Below are 22,384 nucleotides of genomic sequence, written 5' to 3'. Positions count from 1 at the left end.
GCGCAAAATCGGCGTCTTCATGGCGCGGCGGCCCATGCTCGATCACGGGCCGCGATCAAATCTCCGAAAGCATATTCGGGATATGTGACACGGGCTCGCGATCCCTCAGCGATCGAGAACATCCGCTTCCGTCGGCACGAGAATCTCGCGCTTGCCGGCGTGGTTGGCCGGGCCGATCAAGCCTTCCTGCTCCATACGCTCGATCAGCGAGGCGGCACGGTTATAGCCGATGCCGAGCCGGCGCTGGATGTAGGAGGTCGACGCCTTGCCATCGCGCAGCACGATCGCCACGGCTTGGTCGTAGGGGTCCTCCGAGTCGGAAAGGTTGGCCGTACCCGCCGGACCGTGACCATCGTCGTCATCATCATCGTCGGCAGTGATCGCATCGAGATATTGGGGAGAACCCTGCGTTTTCAAGTAGGATACGATATCTTCCACCTCGCCGTCGGCGACGAAGGGGCCGTGGACACGCTGGATGCGCCCGCCGCCGGCCATGTAGAGCATGTCGCCCATGCCGAGGAGCTGCTCGGCGCCCTGTTCGCCGAGGATCGTGCGGCTGTCGATCTTCGATGTGACCTGGAAGGAGATGCGGGTCGGGAAGTTCGCCTTGATCGTACCGGTGATGACGTCGACCGACGGACGCTGCGTCGCCATGATGACATGGATGCCGGCCGCACGCGCCATCTGCGCCAGACGCTGCACGGCGCCTTCGATATCCTTGCCGGCGACCATCATCAGGTCGGCCATCTCGTCGATGATGACGACGATGTAAGGCATGGGCTTCAGATCGAATTCCTCGGTCTCGTAGATCGCCTCGCCGGTCTGGCGGTCGAAGCCGGTTTGCACGGTGCGGCTGATCGCTTCGCCCTTGGCGACGGCCTGCTCGACGCGGGTATTGAAGCCGTCGATGTTGCGCACGCCGATCTTCGACATCTTCTTGTAGCGCTCTTCCATCTCGCGGACGGTCCATTTCAGCGCGACAACGGCCTTTTTCGGATCGGTGACTACAGGCGAGAGCAGATGCGGAATGCCGTCATAGACGGAGAGTTCGAGCATCTTCGGATCGATCATGATCAGGCGGCACTGTTCCGGCGTCATGCGATAGAGCAGCGACAGGATCATGGTGTTGATGGCGACCGACTTGCCCGAGCCGGTGGTACCGGCAACGAGCAGATGCGGCATCTTGGCGAGATCGGCGATAACGGGCTCGCCGCCGATCGTCTTGCCGAGCGCCATGGCAAGCTTGGCCTTCGAGCTTTCGAAATCACGGCTGGCGACGAGCTCGCGCAGGTAAACGGTCTCACGCGTGGAATTCGGCAGTTCGATACCGATGGCATTGCGGCCGGGAACGACGGCGACGCGGGCGGCGATGGCGCTCATCGAACGGGCGATATCGTCGGCAAGCCCGATCACGCGCGAAGACTTGATGCCCGGCGCGGGCTCCAGTTCATAAAGCGTGACGACCGGGCCGGGCCGGACATGGATGATCTCACCCTTGACGCCGAAGTCCTCGAGCACGCCCTCGAGCATGCGGGCATTCTGCTCCAACGCATCGGAAGACAGCGTCGCGTCACGCACGATCGTCTTCGGCTCGGCAAGCAGATGCACGGCCGGAAGCTGGAAACCATAGGGACGGATGAAGGAGGTTTGCGCCTCGCGCTCGGCGCGGATGCCGGGCTTCGGGCGGGCGGCGGCGGGAACGACGCGGTGGCCGCCGGGAACCTTCGGCGAAGCGGGACGCAGCGCCGCCCATTCGTCTTCCTCGTCATCCGGCAGAATACCGGCCGGGCGCGGCAGCTCGCGCTCATAGGAGGGATCGTCGTCCTCATCCTCGTCATCGTCGATACTCATCGACGGCGGAGAAACGACGCGGCGCTGCGCCGGACCGTCCATCGACGGCTCGACGCGTTCGCCACGGGCAACCGGCGCCTTGGCGCGCACCGGCTCGTTCAGCGTACCGAACTCGTCGTCATTGAAGTCGTAGGGCGCATCGAAGGCATGGTCGCGGCGCTTGCGCGGCCCCATGCCGAATAGCCGGCGAAGGCGCGCCTGCGTATTGTACCAGGCATGCATGAGGGCGCCAAAGGCCAGGAAGCCGCCGCGATCGTCATCCTCGTCGTCGTCGCCGACATTGCGCGCACGGCTCGGCGTGTTCTCGTATTCCTCTTCGTCTTCCTCATCTTCCGGCAGGCTGCGGCCGAGAACGCCGGCAGCAAACAGCATCAGCCAAGCCGCGGGAATCGCAAGAATGGAGCCAAACACGGTGGCGAAGACGCCGCTCGGATAGGTGCCCATGAAAAGAGCGGGGAAGCGCAGAACGATGTCGCCGATAACGCCGCCGATACCGTTCGGGATCGGCCAGGTCGGAGGCGCGGGGAAGCAGGCGATGGAACCGGCAGCAACGATAGCCCCGCCGACCCAGGCGCCGAGACGAGCCGGCACACGATGAATCCTGCGGTTGGAAATCAGCGCAACAGCCCAGGCGACGACCGGCAGCAGCGCGACCACGGAGGCAAGACCGAGCGCCTGCATCATGATGTCGGCAAAGGCCGCGCCGGAAAAGCCGAGTATGTTCGTCGGCGCGTTGCTCGTGGCATAGGAATAGCTGGGGTCCATGACGTTCCATGTCGCCAGTGCCGCAACGGCAAGCGCCAGCAGGAACAGCAGCGCGAAGCCGCTGAGGCCCCTCACCTGCCGCCAAACCACTCCCGAAAGCGAGAGACGACCGGAAGGACCGCCCAACGCTGCCGAATTGCTTCTGCCCATATTATCCAGCCCGTTCGTTGTCGAAAAGCACGCGAATCGGCTTCATGCCAACTCACGGAATACGTCGGCCCTAGCTAATCAGAGGAGGGTTAATGGCATGTTAACCATGCGGGTGCGGCGGGCGAATCAATGAAATATGGGCGCGTGGCAGACGGTCGCGCGAACAAAAAAAGCCCGAACCGAGGTCCGGGCCAAGAGCGGCTCATTTTTGATAAATGAACCGCGACGGGATGTTCTGCGACGTCGGAAACTTTGTTCCGGCGTCGCAAGCCCCAGATTAGGAATTGTGGTAAGCGGCTTCGCCGTGGGAGGCGAGGTCGAGACCTTCGCGCTCTGCTTCCAGCGTCACGCGCAGGCCGACGATCACGTCGACGATCTTGTAGAGGATCGCCGAACCGACGCCCGACCAGATCAGCGTGGTGAGAACACCCTTCACCTGAGCGAGCAACTGGGTTGCGGTGCCCGGATAGGAGGCTGCGAAGTCGGCCGTCGAATAGTCGACGATGCCTGCACCGCCGAGGGCCGGATTGACCAGGATGCCCGTCGCGATGGCGCCGAAAATACCACCAACGCAGTGAACGCCGAAGACGTCGAGGCTGTCGTCGTAGTTGAACTTGTTCTTCACGACGTCGACGAAGAAGTAGCAGATCGGCGAAACCAGCAGGCCGAGAACGATGGAGCCCATCGGACCGGCAAAGCCGGCAGCCGGCGTGACGGCGACGAGGCCAGCAACGGCACCCGAAGCAGCACCGAGCATCGAAGCCTTGCCGCGGGTGAAGGTTTCAACCACGCACCACGAAAGAGCGGCGGCAGCGGTGGCAACGAAGGTGTTGATCATGGCGAGCGAAGCGTAGCTGTTGGCTTCGAGGTTGGAACCGGCGTTAAAGCCGAACCAGCCGACCCACAGCAGCGAAGCGCCGACCATGGTGAGCGTCATCGAATGCGGAGCCATGATCTCCTTCTTGTAGCCGGTGCGCTTGCCAAGCATGATCGCGCCGACCAGACCGGCGATACCGGCATTGATGTGAACGACCGTGCCGCCCGCGAAGTCGATCGCGCCGAAACCGAAGACCATGCCCGACGGAGCCGAGTACGAGCTTGGACCACCCCAGAACCAGACCATGTGAGCGATCGGGAAGTAGATGAACGTGACCCACAGGAAGACGAAGAGCATCACGGCCGAGAACTTGATGCGCTCGGCGAAGGCGCCGACGATCAGGGCCGGCGTAATGCAGGCAAAGGTCATCTGGAAGCAGACATAGGTCAGCTCCGGAATGCCAACACCCTTGGTGAAGGTTTCGACGAGATCCTTCGGATCGGTGCTGACGCCAGCGAGGAAGGCCTTGGAGAAACCGCCGACGAAGCTGTTCAGCGAACCGCCGTCGGTAAAGGCAAGCGAGTAGCCATAGACGCACCAGATGATCATGACCATCGCGGTGATCATGAAGACCTGCATCAGGACGGAGAGCATGTTCTTGGCGCGGACGAGACCGCCGTAGAACAGCGCCAGACCCGGAATCGTCATAAGAAGAACGAGAACCGTGGAAACTAGCATCCAGGTGTTGTCACCCTTGTCCATGGTCATTGCCGGTGCTGCGGCAGCGGCGGCCGGTGCTGCCGCCGTCGTGGCTTGCTGCGCAAAGGCAACCGCCGGCGCGAGCAAGGCCGCAGAAAGCGCGCCTACCCGTGCAAGAGTGGAGGAAAGCTTTGTAGATGTCATTGCAAATAACTCCCTGATCGGCCGTGTCTTACAGCGCGTCTGAATCGGTTTCGCCCGTACGGATGCGCACGGCATGGTCAATCGAGTAGACAAAAATCTTGCCGTCGCCGATCTGACCCGTCTTGGCGGACGCCGCGATGGCTTCGACGGCCTTGTCGACGATTTCGGTTGCGACCGCGACTTCGATCTTCAGCTTCGGCAGGAAGCTGACGGCATATTCGGTGCCACGATAGATTTCGGTGTGCCCCTTCTGGCGCCCGTAACCCTTCACTTCGGTCACAGTCAGGCCTTGGATGCCGACAGCCGTGAGGGCCTCACGGACCTCATCGAGCTTGAACGGCTTGATAATGGCCATCACAATTTTCATCTGGTTTCCCATCCTTTGTTACCCTCGGCACGGAGCCGACTCTCCTTGCCGCTGACGACTGTTTCAGCAGCGACTGAGGGTACACATTCAAGGGACGTGCCAGATTCGTGACACTATTATAACTATTTGAAATTTAATGACTTTACGAGAGGCACCTAATAAAGCGGCAGATCGCAGCGCGCCTCGCGCACAAATAATATGCAAATTTGAAAAATTGCATATTATTTAATCATTTGCCTTTTTACGAATCAAACCTTCCTGCGCCACCGACGCAATCAGGACACCGGACCGCGTAAAAAGACTGCCGCGGGCCAAGCCGCGCGCGCCTGAGGCGCTTGGGCTATCCTGGGTATAGAGCAACCAGTCGTCGAGCTTGAACGGCCGGTGGAACCACATGGCATGATCGAGGCTCGCCACTTGCAGGCCCTGATCGAAAACCGACGTACCATGCGCATGAAGCGCTGCGTCGATGAGCGTCATGTCCGAGAGATAGGCCAGCACTGCATTCCGATAGAGCCGGTCATCCGGCACCGGTCCGGTCAGGCGAACCCAGATATCCTGCCGCTGGCTGGGCTCAGTACGGGAGAAATAATGATCGAGCGATACCGGCCGGATTTCGATCGCCCGCTTCCTCTCCCAATAGCGGCGCACATTTTCCGGCGCATTGGCGAGATAGCGCTCCTTGATCTGCTCCTCGTCCATCAGTTCTTCCGGAGCCGGCACCTGCGGCATCTCGCTTTGATGCTCGAAACCGGGCTCGTCGATCTGGAAGGAAACCGTCATCGCGAAGATCGCCTTGCCGTGCTGGATCGCCAGCACGCGGCGCGTATTGAAACTCGAACCGTCGCGCAGGCGGTCGACCTGGTAGAGGATCGGCACAGTGGGATCGCCGGGGAGCATGAAATAGGCGTGCAGCGAATGCGCGAAACGATCGTCCGCCACCGTCCGCTGCGCCGCCATCAGCGCCTGGCCGATGACCTGCCCGCCGAAGACGCGCTGCCAGCCGACCTGCGGGCTGTTGCCGCGAAAAAGGTTCATCTCGATCGTTTCGAGATCGAGCGTCGCGAGCACGACTTGCATGGCGGTCAATTTCTCGTTCTCGCGCGACATTTTGCATGAACTCCGACGGTAGGAACCACGAATGGGATGCTCTATATAGAACAGGAAATGACAGTAGGACACGGGGAAGCGCTATGTTGGACATGCTGGTAGTGGGTGGCGGTTATGTGGGTCTCGCCGCCGCGGTTGCCGTCAAGCAGGCAGCCCCCCATCTTGACGTCATGGTCATAGAGGCCGCCCCGGAAAGCGCCTGGAAAAAGGACATGCGCGCCTCGGCGATCATCGCCGCCGCTTCAAAAATGCTGGACGTCTTCGGCATCTGGGACGAGATCAAGCCGGAAGCGGAACCGATCACCCGCATGATCGTCACCGATTCGCGCACCAGCGATCCCGTGCGGCCAGTCTTTCTCACTTTCGACGGGGAAGTGGCGGAAGGTCAGCCCTTCGCCCATATGGTCCCGAACCTCACCATGGTCGGCGCGCTGCGCGGCGCTTGCGAACGCCTTGGCATTCCGATTCGCCACGGCGTCAGCGCGACAGACTTCAAGACCGGCGATGCCAACGTTACGCTGACGCTCTCGGACGGCAGCGGCCTAGAAACAAAGCTGCTGGTCGCCTGCGATGGCGTGCGCTCCAAGCTCCGCGATATGGCTGGAATCAAGACGGTGAGCTGGGACTACGGCCAGTCCGGCATCGTCGTGACCGTCGAGCACGAGCGGCCGCACAATGGCTGCGCCGAGGAACACTTCCTGCCCTCCGGTCCCTTCGCCATCCTGCCGCTGAAGAACAATCGCGCCTCGCTCGTCTGGACCGAGCGCACCGCAGATGCCGACCGGCTGGTCGCCTCCGACGATCTGGTATTCGAAGAGGAATTGGAGCGCCGTTTCGGCCACAAGCTCGGCGCGCTGCACGCGGTCGGCGAGCGCCGCGCCTTCCCGCTCGGCCTGACGCTTGCCCGCGACTTCGTCGCACCGCGCTTTGCACTCGCCGGCGATGCCGCCCACGGCATCCACCCGATCTCCGGGCAGGGCCTCAATCTCGGCTTCAAGGATGTTGCGGCATTGGCGGAAACCGTCGTTGAAGCCGACCGCCTTGGCCTCGATATCGGCTCGATCAATATTCTCGAACGCTACCAGACCTGGCGGCGCTTCGACACCTTCCGCATGGGGGTGACGACCGACGTGCTGAACCGGCTGTTTTCCAACGACATCACGCCGGTGCGAATCGCCCGCGATTTCGGCCTCGGCCTCGTCGACCGCCTGCCGAAACTCAAATCCTTCTTCATCGGCCAGGCCGCCGGCACGGCTGCCAGAGACAATCCGCGGCTTCTCGCCGGCGAGGCAATTTAAACGGTTAAAGCCTAAAGAAAACTCAATTCTGTAGCGACCAGCTCTGAGCCGATAACCGATATGCCCGCTATCGGCCCGACGGCGGTCATCAAGGCAAATGGCATCCTACTTAACTGGTGGCTCAAGAATTATTTTGAGCCGATCGTCTCGACGGTCATTCAACCATTTCTGGCGTTCCGGCCACGGGCACCGGACTTCATCGGAACACTCTTTCCGTATTCATTCCACCAGGCCGTCAAGGCTTCCATTGTGGGGCCAAGACCGCGTGCTTTCTGCGTAATCTCATATTCGACGCGTGGAGGAACCTCCGCAAAGACCGTGCGTGACACGAGCCCGTCGGCTTCGAGCTCGCGAAGTTGCGCCGTCAGCATGTGTTGGGTGATGCCGGGAATAGCCTTTCGCAGCTCTCCAAATCTGTACATCCGTTGATTGAGCAGCCACATGATTTCGAGCTTCCATTTGCCGGAGAGCAGTGCGAAGGCGCGCCGCATTTCCTCGTGCATATTGATTTCTTCATCAGCCATAGTCTGCTTTTCCATACTAACAGCAAGTAATTCATCCTACTTGCAGTAATCGATATTAGGCGACATTTTCTATTTATGCACCGGGGATCGCAACAATGAGCGACCCTCAACGCTAACCAACAATCGAAACGGAATGATGTTGCCGCTCGTTCGGCGACAAGGAAGAGATCATGCCTGAATACTACGCATACTGGATCAGCACGACGCTTTTGTCCCTGCTTTATTTGACCTCCGCCACCATGTACCTGACAAAAGGTGATTGGGTTCGGAAGGCCCTTGGGGACCTGGGATACAAGGCATCTTACTTGGTGCCGCTCCTGATTATCATCAAAATCCTTGCACCGGTCGCGATTCTGTCGCGCATAAGTGTGCCTTTAAGCGATTTAGCTTATGCCGGCATCTTCTTTCATCTGACGTTGGCGGCTTTGGCACATATCGGCGTTCGCAAGCCGATCGAAGCTCTGCCTGCGGTCATCGGTCTTGTTCTCATGGTCACATCGTTCGCCACACAGAACGATGCGCGGGATATGTCGTCCCCCTACTTCCAGGCAGCGCTTCGCTGACATCCAGACAATCACAAACCCGGCAATAGATGGAGATGAATATGAGCCGACTTGATGGAAAAGTTGCCATTGTCACAGGCGCAAGCCGCGGCATTGGCCGCGCCACGGCAAAACTCTTTGCGGCTGAAGGCGCCAAGGTTGCCGTGCTTTCACGCACGTCCGAAGGCGTCGAGAGCGTTGTCGCGGATATCCTTGGAGCGGGTGGCACTGCACTCAGCGTTGTCTGCGATGTCAGTGTAGCCGGCCAGATCAAGGCCGCGGTGGATAGGGTTGTCGCTGTTTACGGTCGCATCGACATTCTCGTGAACAACGCCTTCGATGGTTCCGTGGTTCTGTCATCGATTTTGGACCTTTCGGTCGAGCAATTGCACCGTAACTTCGACACTGGGCCAATCGCATATCTGCGCTTCATGCAGGCTTGCTATCCGTATCTGAAGCAAAGCGGAGAAGGTCGCGTCATCAATTTTGCTTCGATGGCTGCCACCATCGGATTGGGCGGCTACGGTCCGTACAACATGGCCAAGGAGGCAGTGCGTGCGCTCACCCGGACCGCCGCACGCGAGTGGGGTGCGGACAACATCACGGTGAACAATGTCCTGCCTATCGCCGACACCTGGGGTGCCGCTGCGAAGGATGTTCCACCGCCGACCAACGCGCTCGCCCGTTTCGGCTCCCCGGAAAATGACATCGCTCCGGTCGTCCTGTTCCTTGCCAGCAAGGACTCCCAGTTCATTACGGGATACAGCCTTACCCCCGATGGCGGCGCCATCATCGACAGCGCTCGGTGACCTTCAACAACTGCAGAGGTGTGACGCACGGCTATGCCTCTTCATCTATCCCGATCAGATGAAGAGGTCTCTCTGTAGGTGCAATATGAAAGTATTGCGCTTCTCGCCGCCACTCGGGTCAAGCAGTGTCCGCTTGTGGCATAAACGCCCCAATCCCGGAGAAACGAGGTTGCACTTACTGCCTGATTCCGAGGGAAAATCGCACTTAGTCCTCTATACGCCGGGCCTCCGAGATCAGCATGATCGGTATGCCATCGCGGATGGGATAGGCGAGCCGCGCCTTTTCCGACACCAGCTCGTTCTTGTCGCGATCGTAACTCAGCCGTCCCTTGGTGAGGGGGCAGACGAGGAGATCGAGCAGTTTCGGGTCCACCTTGCTGACCGTGATATCCATCGCAAATCTCCTACTGCATCACGGAATCGGTATCCCCGAAGCGGGCGAGTACGATTTCGATGATGGCGATGAAGGTCTCCGCCCGCGTCTTCAGGTCGGGCGCTTCCAGGAGCGCCTGCTTCTCGGCGGGATCGAAAGGCGCCATCATCGCCAGCGAATTGACCAGCGTCATGTTGCTGGCGCGCTCCACGCTTTCCCAGTCCGCCTCCAGCTTGTTGGCATCGAGATAGGCCCGGAAGGCCAACAGGAGCGCCGAACGATCGACTGTATCCTCCTCGTCGCGCGACTTGAGGTCGGAAATGAAGGGCGTAATACGGAAGCTGCGATAGGGATGGTGGCCGGTGATCTCGTCCATCAGCCGGAAGCGGCAGATGCCAGTCAGCGAGACGATATAGCGGCCATCGCCCGTCTCGGCGAAGGAGGTGATGCGCCCAAGGCAGCCGACATGCGCAAGATGCGGCGTTTCCGGATGCTCGCCGAGCGCCGGCTGCACGACGCCAACCAGCCGGTTGCCGGCGATCGCGGCATCGAACATCGAAAGATAGCGCGGCTCGAAGATATTGAGCGGCAATTGCCCGGTCGGCAGAAGCAGAGCACCGGACAGAGGAAAGACAACCACCGAATCCGGCAGATCGCTTGGCTTCAGATATCTGGCATTGCCGACTTGCATGATTTTCGTCCCGCTACATCACCGTGCTGCGCCTTGTGAGACGCGCAAGAACGATACCCCAACGGACATTCTTCTTCCGTCACACGCCGCGCCACAGGACAATGTGACCCCCTCTCCCGAAAACACAAGAGCATTTCCGGGCAAAACGCCGAAGCATTTCGCTTTCCTGTTCAATCGAGGCAACCGCGACGTCCCGAATGGCGCGTCAGGTGCCTTCCGGACAGATGACGCCTTAGGAAAACAGGATCGACGAAAGCTTGCGACGCGCGGCAATGGTCGCCGGATCCTTGGCACCCCAAACCTCGAAGAATTGTAGCAACTGACGGCGCGCGCCATCGTCGTCGAAAGCGCGGTCGCGGCGCATGATCGTCAGCAGATGCTCGGCCGCCTCATCGCGCTTGCCCTCGACATTACGAATCTTGGCAAGTTTGACGCGCTGCTCGTGATTGTCCGGATTGACCGCCAATTCCTGTTCGAGCGCCACGGGATCGCCGAGCTTGCGGGCCTCCTCGATCTGATCGAGCTTCTTCACCACGGCCTGGATGCCGGCATCATTGGCAAGCGTTTCCGGCAGATCCGTCAGCGTCTCGCGCGCCCTTTGGCTCTGGCCGGCCGCGATCATGCACTCTGCCATGCCGGCAAGCGCCTTGGCGTTTTCCGGATCGGCCTGCAGCACCGCGCCGAACAGCTCGGCGGCGCCATTGATATCGCCTCCGGTGAGAAGACCGGCAGCCTCTTCCAAAATCGCTTCGATCTCTGCCGCCTGATCGCCGGCACCGTCAGCCGGACCACCGAGGCGATCGATGAACTGGCGGACCTGGCTTTCGGGGACTGCGCCCATGAAACCGTCGGCCGGACGGCCGTTGACGAAGGCAATCACCGCCGGGATCGACTGGATGCCGAGCTGGCCGGGAATGGCCGGATGATCGTCAATGTTCATCTTGACCAGCTTGACGCGGCCCTTGCCCTCGTTGACGACCTTTTCCAGAACCGGCGTAAGCTGTTTGCACGGGCCGCACCAGGGCGCCCAGAAATCCACCAGCACCGGCTGGTTGCGCGACTCCTCGATAACGTCCCGCGCGAAATTCGCCGTCGTGGTGTCCTTGATGGGCGAAGCGCCGCCGGATGCGACAGGTGCGGCACCATAGGATGCCGAAGCCGACATCTGGCCGCCGAAGGAAGCGTTATAAGGATTGTTTGAACCGCTCATGAGTGTCTCCCGCCTGCCGGTATCCTGGACCCTTTAAAGCATGATTCCAAAAGGAAAGAAGCAGCCTTTGGATAAAATCACGCCCAATGAAATAGCCAAAGCGACAGGCCAATTCGAAGATAGGTCCTCTCGCTCTAATCGTAGCGCTAAAATCGTATGTCAGCCCGTCACTTTCAAGACTAGCGGCGTATGACCCGTCGCCTCCATGAAACGAAGGAGATCGCCGCTGGCAATCGAGGTCGTCGCGTCGTTCGACAACGGGTGGCAATTGACGATGTCGTGCTCCATCAATTCGGCATCGATCACAAAGGTAACGTTCTTGCCTGTATCGTTGATCGCCCCGAAGGCCGTCACCGCGCCGGGAACGACACCCAGATATTCTAGCAGCTTTTCGGGTTTACCGAAGGAGACTTTGCTGGCCGCACCGATCAGCGTGTGCACCGTCTTCAGATCGACGCTCGCATTCTCCTCGACCGTCAGTAGGAAGAAATTGTCCTTCTTGTCCTTCACGAACAGGTTCTTCGTATGCCCGCCGGGGATTTCGTCGCGCAGCGACACCGATTCGGCAACAGTAAACACCGGCGCATGATCCTTGGTGCTGTGGGAAATGCCGAGACCATCCAGGAAACGGAAAAGATCGTCGCGGGTTTTCGGGCTGTTGTCGGTCATGGGCGTCTCGCAATAAAAATGTTCCGCCCCTGATACGTCGCCCGCAAATCCTTTGCAATCTTCCAGACGACAAAGCCCGGCGTCCTGGGGCTTTCCGGCGGGCAATGAAAAAAATGCAGATTTTTCTTCGCCACCTCGTCATTTCCCTGTTGCATTTGAAAAATGGTTAGGCCATATAGCGCCCGTCGCCGCAAGACGACGCCCAGCGGTCCAACACACTACCCCGGACGGCTGCGGATATGAGCGGGTGTAGCTCAGGGGTAGAGCACAACCTTGCCAAGGTTGGGGTCGAGGGTTCGAATCCCTTCGCCCGCTCCAGTTTTCTCAAGAAAATCAGATGGTTATAATGGCCGCTCGAGGCCATTTTGCGTTTGCCGCAAGGCCTGTCGCTGAGGAGTGCCGACAGGCATCGGCGCATTTGAAGCCGTGAGAACTCCGCAAGTTTGCCGTTGCGGATGCGGCTAGCCGGTGATGCGAAACCCGGTCGGCATCTCGGCGAGAGTGGTCGGTTGCTTCTCCACGCTGGAAACCGATGCGCCGGCAGGCCCGTGCCAGAAACGCTCGATCATGGTCGAAATCGCGGCATCAGGTCCGGCGATCAAAGCGAGGACGGACCCATCCGATTCGTTGCGGACCCAGCCTGTCAAACCGAGCCTTGACGCCTCGTTGCGGGTCCAGACACGGAAACTGACACCCTGTACCCTGCCGGTTATCCGTACCAGGGTAGCCTCATAATCATCGGACATAGCCACACCCATCTGGCAACACCATTAGAATGCCAAGCTGTAAAGCGGCGCGCAAGGGATGACTGATTCCCACGGCAAACGGGTCTGGCCGATCGCATCAATCGGGCATGAAGCTGCACAGCGCGAAATAGGCGACAGCGCCCGTGACGATCGCAATGGCCGACGCTTGCGCCAGGGCCATGCCATATTCGCGCGTGCCGGACGAGAAGGCCAGGACCGCCTTTGTCACGACATTGACGACGACAGCAATGAGGATGACGTCGGCAGCTGTCTTGACGTCGATCGCAGACCCCACGAGCCGTGCGGTTGAAAGCGTGACGGCGTCCACGTCCACCAGTCCGGAAATTGCGGCCACGACGAAAAGGGCGGATGCGCCGATATAGTCGATGGTCATTTTCGATATCAGACTGATCAGCCCGAGCAATGCGGCGAACGAGAACACCATGCGCAATTCGAACGGGTTCTTCAGCTTGATTTCCGGAACCTCCGTTGCGGAGCCGGAGCGCCAGACCCAGAGGAAGCCGGCAGTCAGGAAGCCTATAATCGCCGGCACCAGGCCAGACGCCAGCGGCAGAAGCAAGTTGAAGGAAAGGGCGCTGCCGATCACCAAGACGCGGGCGAAGGACAAGGCGCCGGCAATAGCAGCCCCAGCGGCCAGATGTGCCGAGCCCTGCGGCGCCTCCTTCGAATGACGGGCGAAGGAAAGCGTCAGCGCCGTCGAGGAGACCAGCCCTCCCGCGGCGCCGGCGAGCAGGATGCCGCGGCTCGTGCCGGTCAGCTTGATGGCGACATAGCCCGCAAAGGAAAGGGCGGCGATGGTAATGGTCAGCAGCCAGAGAGAGAAAGGGTTGAGCGCTCCCCAGGGATCGAGCGCCTTATCTGGCAGTAGCGGCAGTGCGACCATGGTCATTGCCAGCAACACGAGCGCCGAACGCAGTTCCGGCCAGGTCAGTCCCCTAAGAAAGCCGTGCAGACTCTGGCGCGCGGCAAGAATTGCCGTCGTGACAACGCCACCGGCGGCCGCAGTCACAACGTCGCCGACGGCAGCCAGAACGCCCAGCCCGAAAACGACGAGAGCGGCGACGACCGAGGTGATGCTGTAATCTTCATCCTCTTTCGTTTCCTGCCACTTGCCTGCGATATAGATGAGGCCGAGCAAGACGGCGATCGTCGCCGGCAGCAATGGGCCAATCATGGACTGCAGTACGCCGGCTATTCCGCCCAGGAAACCGGTGAGGCCGAACGTGCGGATGCCTGCCGTTCTGCCGCCTGCCCGAACGTCGCGCTCCTGCCAGCCCCGCTCGATGCCGACAAGCAGGCCAATGGCAAGCGCCACACCGAGGCGTTGAAAGATTTCGCTGTGCTCCATGACATAACGATATGCCTCTTGCGCCCGCGCGCAATCCACCTTCGCCTTTCAGGAAAAACCGCGTGTTTATGGGCACCGTCGCGCTAAGGTGAACCGCATCGATCCGACAAAGTCCGGCTGCATTTTTGAGCCATGGAAACAAACGAAGACATTGAGGGAAACCAAGCGCGTTGTTTCAGGTTCTTGTTCGATACGATCTTTGCGCAATGGACAGTGATGGACCCGGATCATGATCTCTTGGGCGAAACCTCTTCTCATCTTCGAAGTCACGCTCTTTGCTGCCGCCTCGCTCGTCCACTCCGGCATACTCCTTGATGGCTATGCGCATGCGCGGGCCGCGACAGCCGAGGGGTTGATTGCGGCGGTTCTGGCTTGCGGGATCTTCGCGTGCCTCTTCCAGCCGGCATGGACCCGCTCGGTGGCTCTTGCGGTCCAGAGTTTTGCACTTTTCGCAACCCTCGTCGGCGCATTCACCATCGCCATCGGCATCGGCCCGCAGACGACGGCCGACCGTGTATTCCACCTGCTCCTGCTGCTGGTACTGATCTCAGGCTTTGTCGCCGCCTTCAGATGGAACAGTCCATAGAGTGGAGAGCTCAATCTCGGCACGAGTTCAGCACGTATCCAGCCATCCGTGACCGGAACCCGTCAGGGTCTCAAATCAGTCTCAATTGAAGTTCAGGCCTCGACACCAGAGCCACCGACGGATCACGGACAGAGCCTGAATGAAACGACTGACGATTCTGCCGATCGCGATGCTGTCGCTCCTTCCTGTCACGGCTCTTGCCCACCCGCATATATTTATCGATGCCAAGTTCGAGGTGGTCGCAGCACCGGACGGCTCGATCGCCGAGCTTCGCAATGTCTGGCGTTTCGACGAGGTCTTTTCCTCCTCGGTGCTGCTGGATTTCGACAAGAACGGCAACATGGCGCTGGATGCCGGCGAGCTCAAAGCGGTGGGAAAGACGGTCAGGAATTCGCTTGCGCAATACAACTACTACACAAACGTCACCAGTAACGGCAAAGCGGTCGCGATGGCGAAGCCCGAGGCGATACAGGCGGATTATAAGGACAACGCCCTGATACTGACCTTCTCGCTAAAACCGCTGCAGAAGACCTTCCTCAAGGGAACCACGATTTTCGGGATTTACGATACGACGCTTTATACCGCGGTCGATTTCGCCGCGGACAGCGACATGGCCACCTCCGGAGAGGCATTTGCCCGCTGCAAGCGCAAGGTGGTGAGGCCCAATCCCAACGAGATCATCGCGCAGAACCAGGCGACGCTCACCAGTATGTTCTTCAACGACCCGATGGGAACGAATTATTCGCAGCTCGTAGCGACGAGGCTGGAGGTCCAGTGCTGAAATCGCCGTCGATCTGAGGAGCCAATCCGGTCGAAATGCAGGTGCGGAACAGCCTTAACCACCACCCCTGCTCAAGTTTTTTCTATTTTTGGAACCGCAGGCCGTGCTAGGAATGCGCGCGGGGGCGATCTGCCTGTAAATCGGTGTGGGGCGATCAGGGACGGGTGTTGGCAGAATGTTCAGCGTCAAAACATCTTTCGCCAGCGTCTCGGCGCTTGCCGGGATAGCTCTGCTGGCGACATCCGCAATCGGCGCGCTTCCGGCACTGGCGCAGGAGGCGGCGAAATCTTCGTCGAGTACCTGGATCGTTACGCTTGGCGGCACGGTGGAATACGGCCCTTCCTACGAAGGATCGAAGCATCTCTCCTTCAGCGGCATGCCATCCTTCGACTTTCATCGCCTTGGCGAAACGCAGGACTACAGCGCTCCGGACGACAACATCGACTATAGCCTCTTCGAGGTTGGCGGCATCGAAGTCGGTCCGGTCGTCGGCCTGAGAGGTGGGCGCTCGGCATTTGACGATTCCAGTCTGAACGGCCTGCACAGGGTTCACTGGAATTTTGACGCCGGTGCGTTCGCGCAATATTGGCCGATGGAAAATCAGTTGCGGCTGCGGGCTGAGACGCGTCAGGCATTGTGGGGCGGCGACGGCCTCGTTGCCGATCTGTCGCTCGACTGGTTCCAGCCCGTTGGAGATAGCTGGCTTCTGTCGGCGGGTCCGCGCATGTCGCTGGCGAACTCCACCTATATGCGCAGCAATTTCGGAATCACCGCGAGCGAGGCAGCGAAGAACGGCCAACTCGACTCCTTTGACGCCAGCGGCGGCTTGAAATCCGTCGGTTTCACGGTGGCCGCGACCTATACGATCTCGCCCGCCTGGAGCGTGCAGGTCTATGATAAATATAGCCGCCTCGTAAGTGATGCAGCCGACAGCCCGATCACCTCGCAGATCGGCTCACCCAACCAGAACGTCATCGGCTTTACGCTCAACAGAACGTTCGATATCCGGTTTTGAAGCCTGCTGCGCTTCGTTGCGGGCGATGTAGTCCCGCGTGACCGGAACGATGTCGTTGTGTTTGCTGATCTGGATCTGGAAGACGACGAGATCTTCATAGCGGAACGCAGCTTCCGCCGTCGAAAGATAATATTCCCACATGCGGCAAAAACGCTCATCATAGAGTTCGGCCACTTCGCCCCAGCGCGCCATGAAACGCTCGCGCCAGTTGGCAAGCGTCCAGGCATAGTGCAGGCGCAGCACTTCGACATCGGTGATCGTCAATCCCGCTGCCTCGACCTCCGGCACGATCTCCGAAAGTGCCGGAATGTAACCGCCGGGGAAGATGTATTTGTCGAGCCAGGGCGTGGTGAAGCCGGGCGTTGCCGAACAACCGATAGTGTGCAGCACCATGATACCGTCATCCTCGAGCAATTCGGCACATTTGCGGAAGAAGGTCCGATAGGATGACAGGCCGACGTGTTCGAACATGCCGACCGAGACGATCCTGTCGAAATGACCCGTCAGGCTGCGGTAGTCCCTGAGCGCGAACTGAACCTCCGCCCTCGATCCCTCCACGGCGCCCTGCAACCGTTTCGAAGCATAATCGTGCTGCTCTTCGGACAGGGTGACGCCGAGGACATAGCCGCCCGGTGCCTGCTCGGCCAGGTGCAGGGCAAGGCCGCCCCAGCCGCAGCCGATGTCGAGAATGCTGTTGTCCGGCTCGATCGACAGCTTGGCCGCCAGATGCCTTTTCTTCGCTAGTTGCGCCTCTTCAAGCGATTGACCGGGATGGGCGAAGTAGGCGCAGGAATATTGCCGGTCCGCATCCAGAAAAAGCTCGTAGAGCCGCCCGTCGAGATCATAGTGATGCGCGACGTTCGCCCTGGAACGCCCCGGCAGATTGCGGTGACGGAAAATCCGCAGCCTCGTGCGGATGTGATCGATGACACGGGCAATGAGCGGATGCGTGCTGTTCTGCGCCTCCCGCAGCATCATCGCGACGAAATCGTAGAGCGAGCCCCGTTCGACAAGAAAACGGCCATCCATGTAGAGTTCGCCGAGCCGCAGGTCGGCGTCGACAAGGAAAGCCCACTGCGCGCTTGTGTCCGTGAAGCGAACATGCACCGGCTGACCAGTGGCATCGCCGAAAGTCAGGACGCGGCCGCCTGCGGTCGTCACCGTCAGTGATCCCCGCGTTACGATGTGCGACAGCGCGCGTCTCAAGCTCCAGTCCGCAAGGCCGGACGCGATGCTGACGCCCTTGTTTTGGTCTTCAGCTTGCAATCGGGACATCACTTATCCTTACCCGTGTCGGTACTGAGCGAACCGCGCTTTGGCGCCCAGCCATTTTGGTCTGAGGTTTCGCCCGCAGCACTTGCGATCAGCCAGACGCCCGTCAGGATCAATCCGCTGCCAATGACCTGCAGGCCGACGACGGGCTCGCCGAAGACGAACCAGCCGGTGGCGATGATCAAAACGTAGCTGATGCCGGAAAGGGGGAAGGCCCGGCTCAGATCAAGCTCGGAAAGTACATTCATCCAGATGAAGAAGCAGAGGATCTCGGCGGCGATCGCCGCCAGGATCCAATGCGACGTGAGCGCCTGCCACAGCCAATCCGCTCCGCCGTCACCGTCCAATTGCGCGGCTCCATGCTTGATGAAGAATTGGTACAGCGTGTTCAACACCGGCACCGCCAGCCAGGATAAGCGCATCGACATCATCAGCCCGCCTCATCTGTCGAAAACAGCGGCGAAACCAGCCGCAATATTTTCTGGAGAACCGGATTGCGGTGGCGAAAGAACATCGCATTGGCGGTGAGCTTGCTGCCGAGCCGCATCTTGTTTTCATAATAGGCCTGACCGCTCTGGTAACGGCCTATGCCGTGCTCCAGGCAATAGCGCAGATTGGTGAACCAGCTCAGGAAATAAAGATTGTAGGGCCGCCCCTCTTCGCCATCCATGCAGAAGAATTTGTCGATGGCGGCGCGTCCGTCATGGACGATCAGATTGGCAGCAAGAAGCCTGTCATCGACGAAATAGAAGGCGCAGAAAGAGCGACCGTCCATCCGGGAAAGGATTCCCTCGAAGTAACCGGCCGTCAGTTCCTCGAACTGCCATTCGCTGCGATTGCGTGTGTCGTGGTAGAGCCTCATGACCTCGGGCAGGAAATCGCCGAAATCCGTTCGAATCTCGACCCTGACCCGCGCAAAGGATTTCAACTTGCGGCGCATGTCCTTGCGCGTGCCGGAAGAGAGCCGGGCGAGATATTCGTCGATCGTCTTAAAGTCGATATCGAGCCAGGCGGTCGGCAAGCCGCCGATCATGGCGTAACGGCGGGCCGACAGCGGTCCGTCTAGCGCGGGGGCAACCGGCTGGGGAATGTCCTTGAGGCCCATCAGCGCGCAATCTTCCGTTGCCGCAAGCTGTTCGAAGAATGACAGCAATTCGGCAAACAACACCTTGCGGCGTTCCGGCGGCACATCGGGATGAAAGCCGACCGCGCCCGTTTCCGTGCAGGGAGAGCCAAGACAGGCGAGGCGCAGCGTCAGGAAGCCAGCAAAGCGCTGCCGCACCCACCGTATGCCCCTGCGCAGCGCGCCCTCTTCCAGAGTCGTGTCCAGGGCATAGGGGCAGAGGAAAGCCGGCATTGCGGCGCTGATCCGCCCGTCCTCGGCGACCGTGATGTAGCGCCATTCGAAGCCTTCGATACCGGCCTCCTCGATGGCCAGCAGGCAATCATAATCCTCGACCTGATCATGAAAGCAGGCGTTCCAGGCATCGCGGCCGATGGCGCGAATGCTGAAATGCACCTCGGCGACCGGATCGCGCGCCGGCGTCGGCGAAGGACTAAGCGAGCGCTGAAGCATGGCTCGCCTCGAAGAAATCGGCGGTGAATTCCGCGACCTGCCGGTGCTGACGATCGACGTGGATCATATGATAGCTGTCCTTGATCCACTTCAGCTCATGCGGGCCGCCAATGTGCTCGGAAATGTAGCGGGCGTGCCTCGGATTGCTGAGATCGTCTTCCTCCGCGTGCAGGATCAAGGTCGGCACGCGAATGTCGGGCAGCACGCCCCGCAGCGTCTTGCCCAAACGGTGCATCTCGACGATGCCGCGGCCAGGGAATTTTTCTAGCATGCCTTCGCCCGCCATTGCCTCGACCATGCGGCGCAAACGCTCGTCCTTGATGCCAAGGGATGAATTCTCTTTGAAATTGAGACGGTCGAGGAAGGGAATGCGCGATAGCCAGCCGATATGCGGCGACAGCAAAGTGTAGTGGCGTGGCACGTCCCAGCCGTCATAGTGGAAGCAGGGCGAATAGATCGCCACGGCCTTTATGAGATCCGGGCGGCTATTGGCGGCCAGCATCGACAGCTTGCCGCCCACACAGATGCCTGCCGCGAAAATATGCTGCGTGCGCCGCGCCATGAATTCCGCCGCCTGTACCACGCTGTTCAGCCAATCTTCCCAATGAGAGAGCCGTAACGCCCTGACATCCTCGCCGTGACCTGCCAGCAGCGGTGCGTGGACGCTGAACCCTCTGCGGTTGAGCTGACGCGCGACAAGCTTCATTTCGGCCGGCGCACCCGTTAATCCATGAATGAGGAGCACGCCTTTGCCGTTGTTTCCTTCGAGAAAGAAACTCAATTCCTCAGATTTCATGGGAAAGCTCCGCCTGCCGGTTTTCCTTGGCCATGAAGCCAAGGGCGTGGCAGGTGCTGATGACATGCGTGCCGGCCTTTTCCTGCTCTTCCTTGATCTGCTCGTGCAGCGTGCTCAGCTTCGTCCAATGGGTCCGCGGCCGGTAATGGTGCTCGGCATGATAGCCGTTGCCGAACCACAGCCAGTTGTAGAACGACTTGTGGCTGCTGACGCCCCAGGCGATCGGCTCGTCCGGATCGCCGTTCAGATGCTCGTAATAGCCGTTCAGCGACGACAGGCAGTTGCCGAAATAATAGAAGGGCACGAAGAACAGCACGGCCTTCCAGTCATAGATCAACGCAATTGCAGCAAGGCCAAGGAAGAAAAAGAGCTCGAACCGGCCCCATTTTGCATCGAACGGCCGCGTGCGGGCGATAGCCTTGTGAATGTCGCCGAGACTGTCCCGAAAGAAGCTCAGAAGCGTATAGGACCACACATTCTCCGGCTCGCCGTTGCGGCCGTGGCGATAGATCGACAAGAGATCGATCGTATCGCCCTTTTCGTCCGGCCGATCGCTGTTGCCGGAGTGATGGCGCATATGCACCCAATGATAATAGGTCTGCGAGAAGCCGATCGCGACCGATTCCAGCAGGCTGAACGCGTAGTTCATCCAGCGCGGCTTGAAATAGGGCGTGTGGATGAAATTATGGGATATGCTGTTGATATTCCACGAGATCGACACTGCATACAGGCAGCCGAGGACAGCCGAGAGCCATAACGGCCGGCTTTCGAAACCGACGATCAGATAGATGTCGAAAGCGAGATGCGCCACAGCGGCCAGAACCGGCGCGGCATCCCATCTGGTGTGCGCAAAGATTTTCATAGTCCGGTTACTCCCACGCAAGCCACGCCGGCGGTCACGAGGAACACACCCGTCGCGTGGCGGAGGTTGATATTTTCTTTGAAGATCAGGGCCCCGGCGAAGACGATGACGACATAGCTCAGCGCCATCAGCGGAAAGGCGATGGATAGGGGGACGTGCTCGAGCACGGCGGTCCAGGCGAGCAGCTCCACCGCCCAAAAGAAGATGCCCAGCCATGTCACTGGCTTGGTCAGCGCCGAAAGCAATGCGTTTTCGCTTGCCGACTGCTTGAAGCAGACCTCGCGCGCCGTTTCCGCCAGCACGCAGAAAAGGATCAGGCCGAGCATCGGAAGGGTCAGGCTGCCGCTCATGCCATGTACTCCGCCAGGACCTCCAGCAGCGCGTGGTTTGCGGCACTGTTGATATTTCTGATCGTTTCGGCCCTTGGCCGGATATGCGGCTGGTCGATAAAAACCTCGGCCCTTTTCAAAATCCTGGTTTGAAAACTGCCGGCATAGCTCGGGGCCGAGTAGTCGCCGATGACGTCTGCGCCGATAATGCGATGGCGGTTGCCGATTTCGCTGATCAGCGCCAGCAGGTAGGGCAGCCGCATACGGCCCTGGTCCCAGTTCGTCACGGCGTCATCCGCCACCAGCACATCCTTGTCGATCGTCAGATAGACCGCTTCGGTGCGAATCCGGCTCAGCATCCGGTCGATGAAATTTTCCTCGCCGATCTCGGAAATGGATTTCCAGTGCAGGGCGCCCTTCTCCTGCCGATAGCTGGCGCCGCTGCCGTATTCGGCCAAAACACGGCTCGGCGGATGTTCATAAGGATAGAGCTCCAGCTTGCCTTCGCCGAGCCAGTGCAGATTGGCGCCTTTGCGCTCCGGGCTGCGAAGGTCGTGACTGCAAACGCCGATGGTGATGACCTTTTGGATATGGCGGTTGGCCAGCGCGCTGTTGACCCAGGAGCCGCAATGCATCCCGCCATTGAAGGTGACCCAATCCGGATGATTGTCGAAATGAATGAGCGTCGTCGCAATGGACTGCCGCTCCAGAGCCCCATCGAGAAGCAGCGCCGTCACATGATGAAAGTCGCCGGAGCCCATGAAACAGAGCTGCGGATCCTTGCCGATTGCGGGCGTGTTCCGGACGATGTTGCGGCCGAGTTCGGCAAGCGCCTTCTGCTTGCTCCAGAGCCGCACCGCCCTGCCGGTTCCTTTATCGGCATATTGGCACGCGCCCGCAAACTTGCAGGCGCGCACGAAATCTGGCTGCAACTCCAACGCATCATCGAGATGAAGAAGAAGGAGTTGCACCG

At 59.9% G+C, this 22,384-nt stretch carries 24 protein-coding genes and 1 tRNA gene; 7 read left to right on the top strand and 18 right to left on the bottom strand.

What is annotated here, in order from left to right; translation table 11 throughout:
• Positions 1-105 precede the first annotated feature (105 nt).
• From PH547_RS12250 to tesB, 4 genes are all read right to left on the bottom strand, one after another.
• On the bottom strand, positions 106-2,766 hold the full coding sequence (locus tag PH547_RS12250; RefSeq protein ID WP_285168334.1) for an FtsK/SpoIIIE family DNA translocase: 2,661 nt from the start codon (positions 2,764-2,766) through the stop codon (positions 106-108).
• A 277-nt stretch (positions 2,767-3,043) separates the two neighbouring features.
• Positions 3,044-4,486: an ammonium transporter gene (locus tag PH547_RS12245; protein ID WP_285168333.1), complete on the bottom strand. Its 1,443-nt coding sequence runs from the start codon at positions 4,484-4,486 to the stop codon at positions 3,044-3,046.
• Between the two features lie 28 nt (positions 4,487-4,514).
• A complete protein-coding gene (locus PH547_RS12240; protein WP_199773498.1) occupies positions 4,515-4,865 on the bottom strand; it encodes a P-II family nitrogen regulator in 351 nt (116 codons plus the stop codon).
• Between the two features lie 213 nt (positions 4,866-5,078).
• Positions 5,079-5,963, bottom strand: coding sequence for an acyl-CoA thioesterase II (gene tesB / locus PH547_RS12235; protein ID WP_104824684.1), 885 nt, complete (start codon positions 5,961-5,963; stop codon positions 5,079-5,081).
• An 83-nt stretch (positions 5,964-6,046) separates the two neighbouring features.
• Here tesB and PH547_RS12230 point away from each other — a divergent pair, with 83 nt between their 5' ends.
• Positions 6,047-7,261 carry a ubiquinone biosynthesis hydroxylase gene (locus tag PH547_RS12230; RefSeq protein WP_285168332.1) on the top strand — a complete coding sequence of 405 codons (1,215 nt, stop codon included), beginning with the start codon at positions 6,047-6,049 and terminating at the stop codon, positions 7,259-7,261.
• 158 nt (positions 7,262-7,419) lie between these two features.
• Here the strand turns inward: PH547_RS12230 and PH547_RS12225 are convergent, their stop codons facing one another.
• Positions 7,420-7,800 carry a winged helix-turn-helix transcriptional regulator gene (locus PH547_RS12225; RefSeq protein WP_285168331.1) on the bottom strand — a complete coding sequence of 127 codons (381 nt, stop codon included), beginning with the start codon at positions 7,798-7,800 and terminating at the stop codon, positions 7,420-7,422.
• Between the two features lie 155 nt (positions 7,801-7,955).
• Here PH547_RS12225 and PH547_RS12220 point away from each other — a divergent pair, with 155 nt between their 5' ends.
• Both PH547_RS12220 and PH547_RS12215 read left to right on the top strand, forming a co-directional pair.
• Positions 7,956-8,348: a DoxX family protein gene (locus PH547_RS12220; RefSeq protein WP_285168330.1), complete on the top strand. Its 393-nt coding sequence runs from the start codon at positions 7,956-7,958 to the stop codon at positions 8,346-8,348.
• 41 nt (positions 8,349-8,389) lie between these two features.
• Positions 8,390-9,136 (top strand): SDR family NAD(P)-dependent oxidoreductase, encoded by a 747-nt coding sequence (locus PH547_RS12215; protein ID WP_285168329.1) that lies wholly within the window; start codon positions 8,390-8,392, stop codon positions 9,134-9,136.
• A 205-nt stretch (positions 9,137-9,341) separates the two neighbouring features.
• On the opposite strand, the gene PH547_RS12210 is transcribed toward PH547_RS12215, so the two are convergent.
• From PH547_RS12210 to PH547_RS12195, 4 genes are all read right to left on the bottom strand, one after another.
• Entirely contained in the window at positions 9,342-9,530 is a 189-nt protein-coding gene (locus tag PH547_RS12210; RefSeq protein WP_028751380.1) for a Trm112 family protein, read from the bottom strand.
• A 10-nt stretch (positions 9,531-9,540) separates the two neighbouring features.
• Positions 9,541-10,200, bottom strand: a complete 660-nt coding sequence (locus tag PH547_RS12205) for an LON peptidase substrate-binding domain-containing protein (protein ID WP_104824687.1) — start codon at positions 10,198-10,200, stop codon at positions 9,541-9,543.
• Positions 10,201-10,432: 232 nt separating this feature from the next.
• Positions 10,433-11,410, bottom strand: coding sequence for a thioredoxin (gene trxA / locus PH547_RS12200; RefSeq protein WP_285168328.1), 978 nt, complete (start codon positions 11,408-11,410; stop codon positions 10,433-10,435).
• 159 nt (positions 11,411-11,569) lie between these two features.
• Positions 11,570-12,079, bottom strand: coding sequence for a prolyl-tRNA synthetase associated domain-containing protein (locus PH547_RS12195; protein WP_285168327.1), 510 nt, complete (start codon positions 12,077-12,079; stop codon positions 11,570-11,572).
• Positions 12,080-12,322: 243 nt separating this feature from the next.
• On the opposite strand from PH547_RS12195, the gene PH547_RS12190 reads away from it, so the two are divergent.
• Positions 12,323-12,397: transfer RNA gene (locus PH547_RS12190), tRNA-Gly, on the top strand.
• 143 nt (positions 12,398-12,540) lie between these two features.
• Here the strand turns inward: PH547_RS12190 and PH547_RS12185 are convergent.
• Positions 12,541-12,825, bottom strand: coding sequence for an acylphosphatase (locus tag PH547_RS12185; RefSeq protein ID WP_104824690.1), 285 nt, complete (start codon positions 12,823-12,825; stop codon positions 12,541-12,543).
• A gap of 97 nt (positions 12,826-12,922) precedes the next feature.
• Positions 12,923-14,194, bottom strand: coding sequence for an MgtC/SapB family protein (locus PH547_RS12180; protein WP_104825253.1), 1,272 nt, complete (start codon positions 14,192-14,194; stop codon positions 12,923-12,925).
• A 229-nt stretch (positions 14,195-14,423) separates the two neighbouring features.
• Between PH547_RS12180 and PH547_RS12175 the strand changes: the two genes are divergently transcribed.
• The 3 genes from PH547_RS12175 (at position 14,424) to PH547_RS12165 (ending at position 16,576) form a co-directional block, all read left to right on the top strand.
• Positions 14,424-14,780 carry a hypothetical protein gene (locus PH547_RS12175; protein ID WP_104824691.1) on the top strand — a complete coding sequence of 119 codons (357 nt, stop codon included), beginning with the start codon at positions 14,424-14,426 and terminating at the stop codon, positions 14,778-14,780.
• 139 nt (positions 14,781-14,919) lie between these two features.
• Positions 14,920-15,561 carry a DUF1007 family protein gene (locus PH547_RS12170; protein ID WP_104824692.1) on the top strand — a complete coding sequence of 214 codons (642 nt, stop codon included), beginning with the start codon at positions 14,920-14,922 and terminating at the stop codon, positions 15,559-15,561.
• Between the two features lie 175 nt (positions 15,562-15,736).
• Positions 15,737-16,576 (top strand): MipA/OmpV family protein, encoded by an 840-nt coding sequence (locus tag PH547_RS12165; RefSeq protein ID WP_104824693.1) that lies wholly within the window; start codon positions 15,737-15,739, stop codon positions 16,574-16,576.
• On the opposite strand, the gene PH547_RS12160 is transcribed toward PH547_RS12165, so the two are convergent.
• The 7 genes from PH547_RS12160 to PH547_RS12130 are packed head-to-tail and all read right to left on the bottom strand — an operon-like array spanning position 16,517 to position 22,382.
• Positions 16,517-17,851 carry an SAM-dependent methyltransferase gene (locus tag PH547_RS12160; RefSeq protein ID WP_104824694.1) on the bottom strand — a complete coding sequence of 445 codons (1,335 nt, stop codon included), beginning with the start codon at positions 17,849-17,851 and terminating at the stop codon, positions 16,517-16,519. The two genes, PH547_RS12165 and PH547_RS12160, sit on opposite strands and share 60 nt — an antisense overlap.
• Positions 17,851-18,279 (bottom strand): EamA family transporter, encoded by a 429-nt coding sequence (locus tag PH547_RS12155; protein ID WP_104824695.1) that lies wholly within the window; start codon positions 18,277-18,279, stop codon positions 17,851-17,853. Before PH547_RS12155 ends, PH547_RS12160 begins: the two co-directional genes overlap by 1 nt.
• Positions 18,279-19,424 carry a peptidogalycan biosysnthesis protein gene (locus tag PH547_RS12150; protein ID WP_285168326.1) on the bottom strand — a complete coding sequence of 382 codons (1,146 nt, stop codon included), beginning with the start codon at positions 19,422-19,424 and terminating at the stop codon, positions 18,279-18,281. The genes PH547_RS12155 and PH547_RS12150 overlap by 1 nt, the downstream gene beginning before the upstream one ends.
• Positions 19,405-20,220 (bottom strand): alpha/beta hydrolase, encoded by an 816-nt coding sequence (locus PH547_RS12145; protein WP_104824697.1) that lies wholly within the window; start codon positions 20,218-20,220, stop codon positions 19,405-19,407. Before PH547_RS12145 ends, PH547_RS12150 begins: the two co-directional genes overlap by 20 nt.
• On the bottom strand, positions 20,210-21,082 hold the full coding sequence (locus tag PH547_RS12140; RefSeq protein ID WP_104824698.1) for a fatty acid desaturase family protein: 873 nt from the start codon (positions 21,080-21,082) through the stop codon (positions 20,210-20,212). Before PH547_RS12140 ends, PH547_RS12145 begins: the two co-directional genes overlap by 11 nt.
• Positions 21,079-21,432: a DMT family transporter gene (locus PH547_RS12135; RefSeq protein WP_104824699.1), complete on the bottom strand. Its 354-nt coding sequence runs from the start codon at positions 21,430-21,432 to the stop codon at positions 21,079-21,081. Before PH547_RS12135 ends, PH547_RS12140 begins: the two co-directional genes overlap by 4 nt.
• Positions 21,429-22,382 carry an arginase family protein gene (locus PH547_RS12130; protein WP_104824700.1) on the bottom strand — a complete coding sequence of 318 codons (954 nt, stop codon included), beginning with the start codon at positions 22,380-22,382 and terminating at the stop codon, positions 21,429-21,431. The genes PH547_RS12135 and PH547_RS12130 overlap by 4 nt, the downstream gene beginning before the upstream one ends.
• Positions 22,383-22,384: the final 2 nt, after the last annotated feature.

The organism is Rhizobium cerradonense, assembly GCF_030182455.1.
Lineage (GTDB): Bacteria > Pseudomonadota > Alphaproteobacteria > Rhizobiales > Rhizobiaceae > Rhizobium.
This window is presented reverse-complemented; position numbering and strand designations above follow the sequence as displayed.

What these genes read in the sequence shown, in the direction of transcription:
- PH547_RS12250 (WP_285168334.1), bottom strand. Translation starts at nt 2,766, where the DNA reads ATGGGCAGAAGCAATTCGGCAGCGTTGGGCGGTCCTTCCGGTCGTCTC.
- PH547_RS12245 (WP_285168333.1), bottom strand. Translation starts at nt 4,486, where the DNA reads ATGACATCTACAAAGCTTTCCTCCACTCTTGCACGGGTAGGCGCGCTT.
- PH547_RS12140 (WP_104824698.1), bottom strand. Translation starts at nt 21,082, where the DNA reads ATGAAAATCTTTGCGCACACCAGATGGGATGCCGCGCCGGTTCTGGCC.
- PH547_RS12170 (WP_104824692.1), top strand. Translation starts at nt 14,920, where the DNA reads ATGAAACGACTGACGATTCTGCCGATCGCGATGCTGTCGCTCCTTCCT.
- PH547_RS12160 (WP_104824694.1), bottom strand. Translation starts at nt 17,851, where the DNA reads ATGTCCCGATTGCAAGCTGAAGACCAAAACAAGGGCGTCAGCATCGCG.
- trxA (WP_285168328.1), bottom strand. Translation starts at nt 11,410, where the DNA reads ATGAGCGGTTCAAACAATCCTTATAACGCTTCCTTCGGCGGCCAGATG.
- PH547_RS12175 (WP_104824691.1), top strand. Translation starts at nt 14,424, where the DNA reads ATGATCTCTTGGGCGAAACCTCTTCTCATCTTCGAAGTCACGCTCTTT.
- PH547_RS12240 (WP_199773498.1), bottom strand. Translation starts at nt 4,865, where the DNA reads ATGGGAAACCAGATGAAAATTGTGATGGCCATTATCAAGCCGTTCAAG.
- PH547_RS12195 (WP_285168327.1), bottom strand. Translation starts at nt 12,079, where the DNA reads ATGACCGACAACAGCCCGAAAACCCGCGACGATCTTTTCCGTTTCCTG.
- PH547_RS12185 (WP_104824690.1), bottom strand. Translation starts at nt 12,825, where the DNA reads ATGTCCGATGATTATGAGGCTACCCTGGTACGGATAACCGGCAGGGTA.
- PH547_RS12230 (WP_285168332.1), top strand. Translation starts at nt 6,047, where the DNA reads ATGTTGGACATGCTGGTAGTGGGTGGCGGTTATGTGGGTCTCGCCGCC.
- PH547_RS12180 (WP_104825253.1), bottom strand. Translation starts at nt 14,194, where the DNA reads ATGGAGCACAGCGAAATCTTTCAACGCCTCGGTGTGGCGCTTGCCATT.
- PH547_RS12150 (WP_285168326.1), bottom strand. Translation starts at nt 19,424, where the DNA reads ATGCTTCAGCGCTCGCTTAGTCCTTCGCCGACGCCGGCGCGCGATCCG.
- PH547_RS12210 (WP_028751380.1), bottom strand. Translation starts at nt 9,530, where the DNA reads ATGGATATCACGGTCAGCAAGGTGGACCCGAAACTGCTCGATCTCCTC.
- PH547_RS12135 (WP_104824699.1), bottom strand. Translation starts at nt 21,432, where the DNA reads ATGAGCGGCAGCCTGACCCTTCCGATGCTCGGCCTGATCCTTTTCTGC.
- PH547_RS12205 (WP_104824687.1), bottom strand. Translation starts at nt 10,200, where the DNA reads ATGCAAGTCGGCAATGCCAGATATCTGAAGCCAAGCGATCTGCCGGAT.
- PH547_RS12165 (WP_104824693.1), top strand. Translation starts at nt 15,737, where the DNA reads ATGTTCAGCGTCAAAACATCTTTCGCCAGCGTCTCGGCGCTTGCCGGG.
- PH547_RS12220 (WP_285168330.1), top strand. Translation starts at nt 7,956, where the DNA reads ATGCCTGAATACTACGCATACTGGATCAGCACGACGCTTTTGTCCCTG.
- PH547_RS12215 (WP_285168329.1), top strand. Translation starts at nt 8,390, where the DNA reads ATGAGCCGACTTGATGGAAAAGTTGCCATTGTCACAGGCGCAAGCCGC.
- tesB (WP_104824684.1), bottom strand. Translation starts at nt 5,963, where the DNA reads ATGTCGCGCGAGAACGAGAAATTGACCGCCATGCAAGTCGTGCTCGCG.
- PH547_RS12225 (WP_285168331.1), bottom strand. Translation starts at nt 7,800, where the DNA reads ATGGAAAAGCAGACTATGGCTGATGAAGAAATCAATATGCACGAGGAA.
- PH547_RS12145 (WP_104824697.1), bottom strand. Translation starts at nt 20,220, where the DNA reads ATGAAATCTGAGGAATTGAGTTTCTTTCTCGAAGGAAACAACGGCAAA.
- PH547_RS12155 (WP_104824695.1), bottom strand. Translation starts at nt 18,279, where the DNA reads ATGATGTCGATGCGCTTATCCTGGCTGGCGGTGCCGGTGTTGAACACG.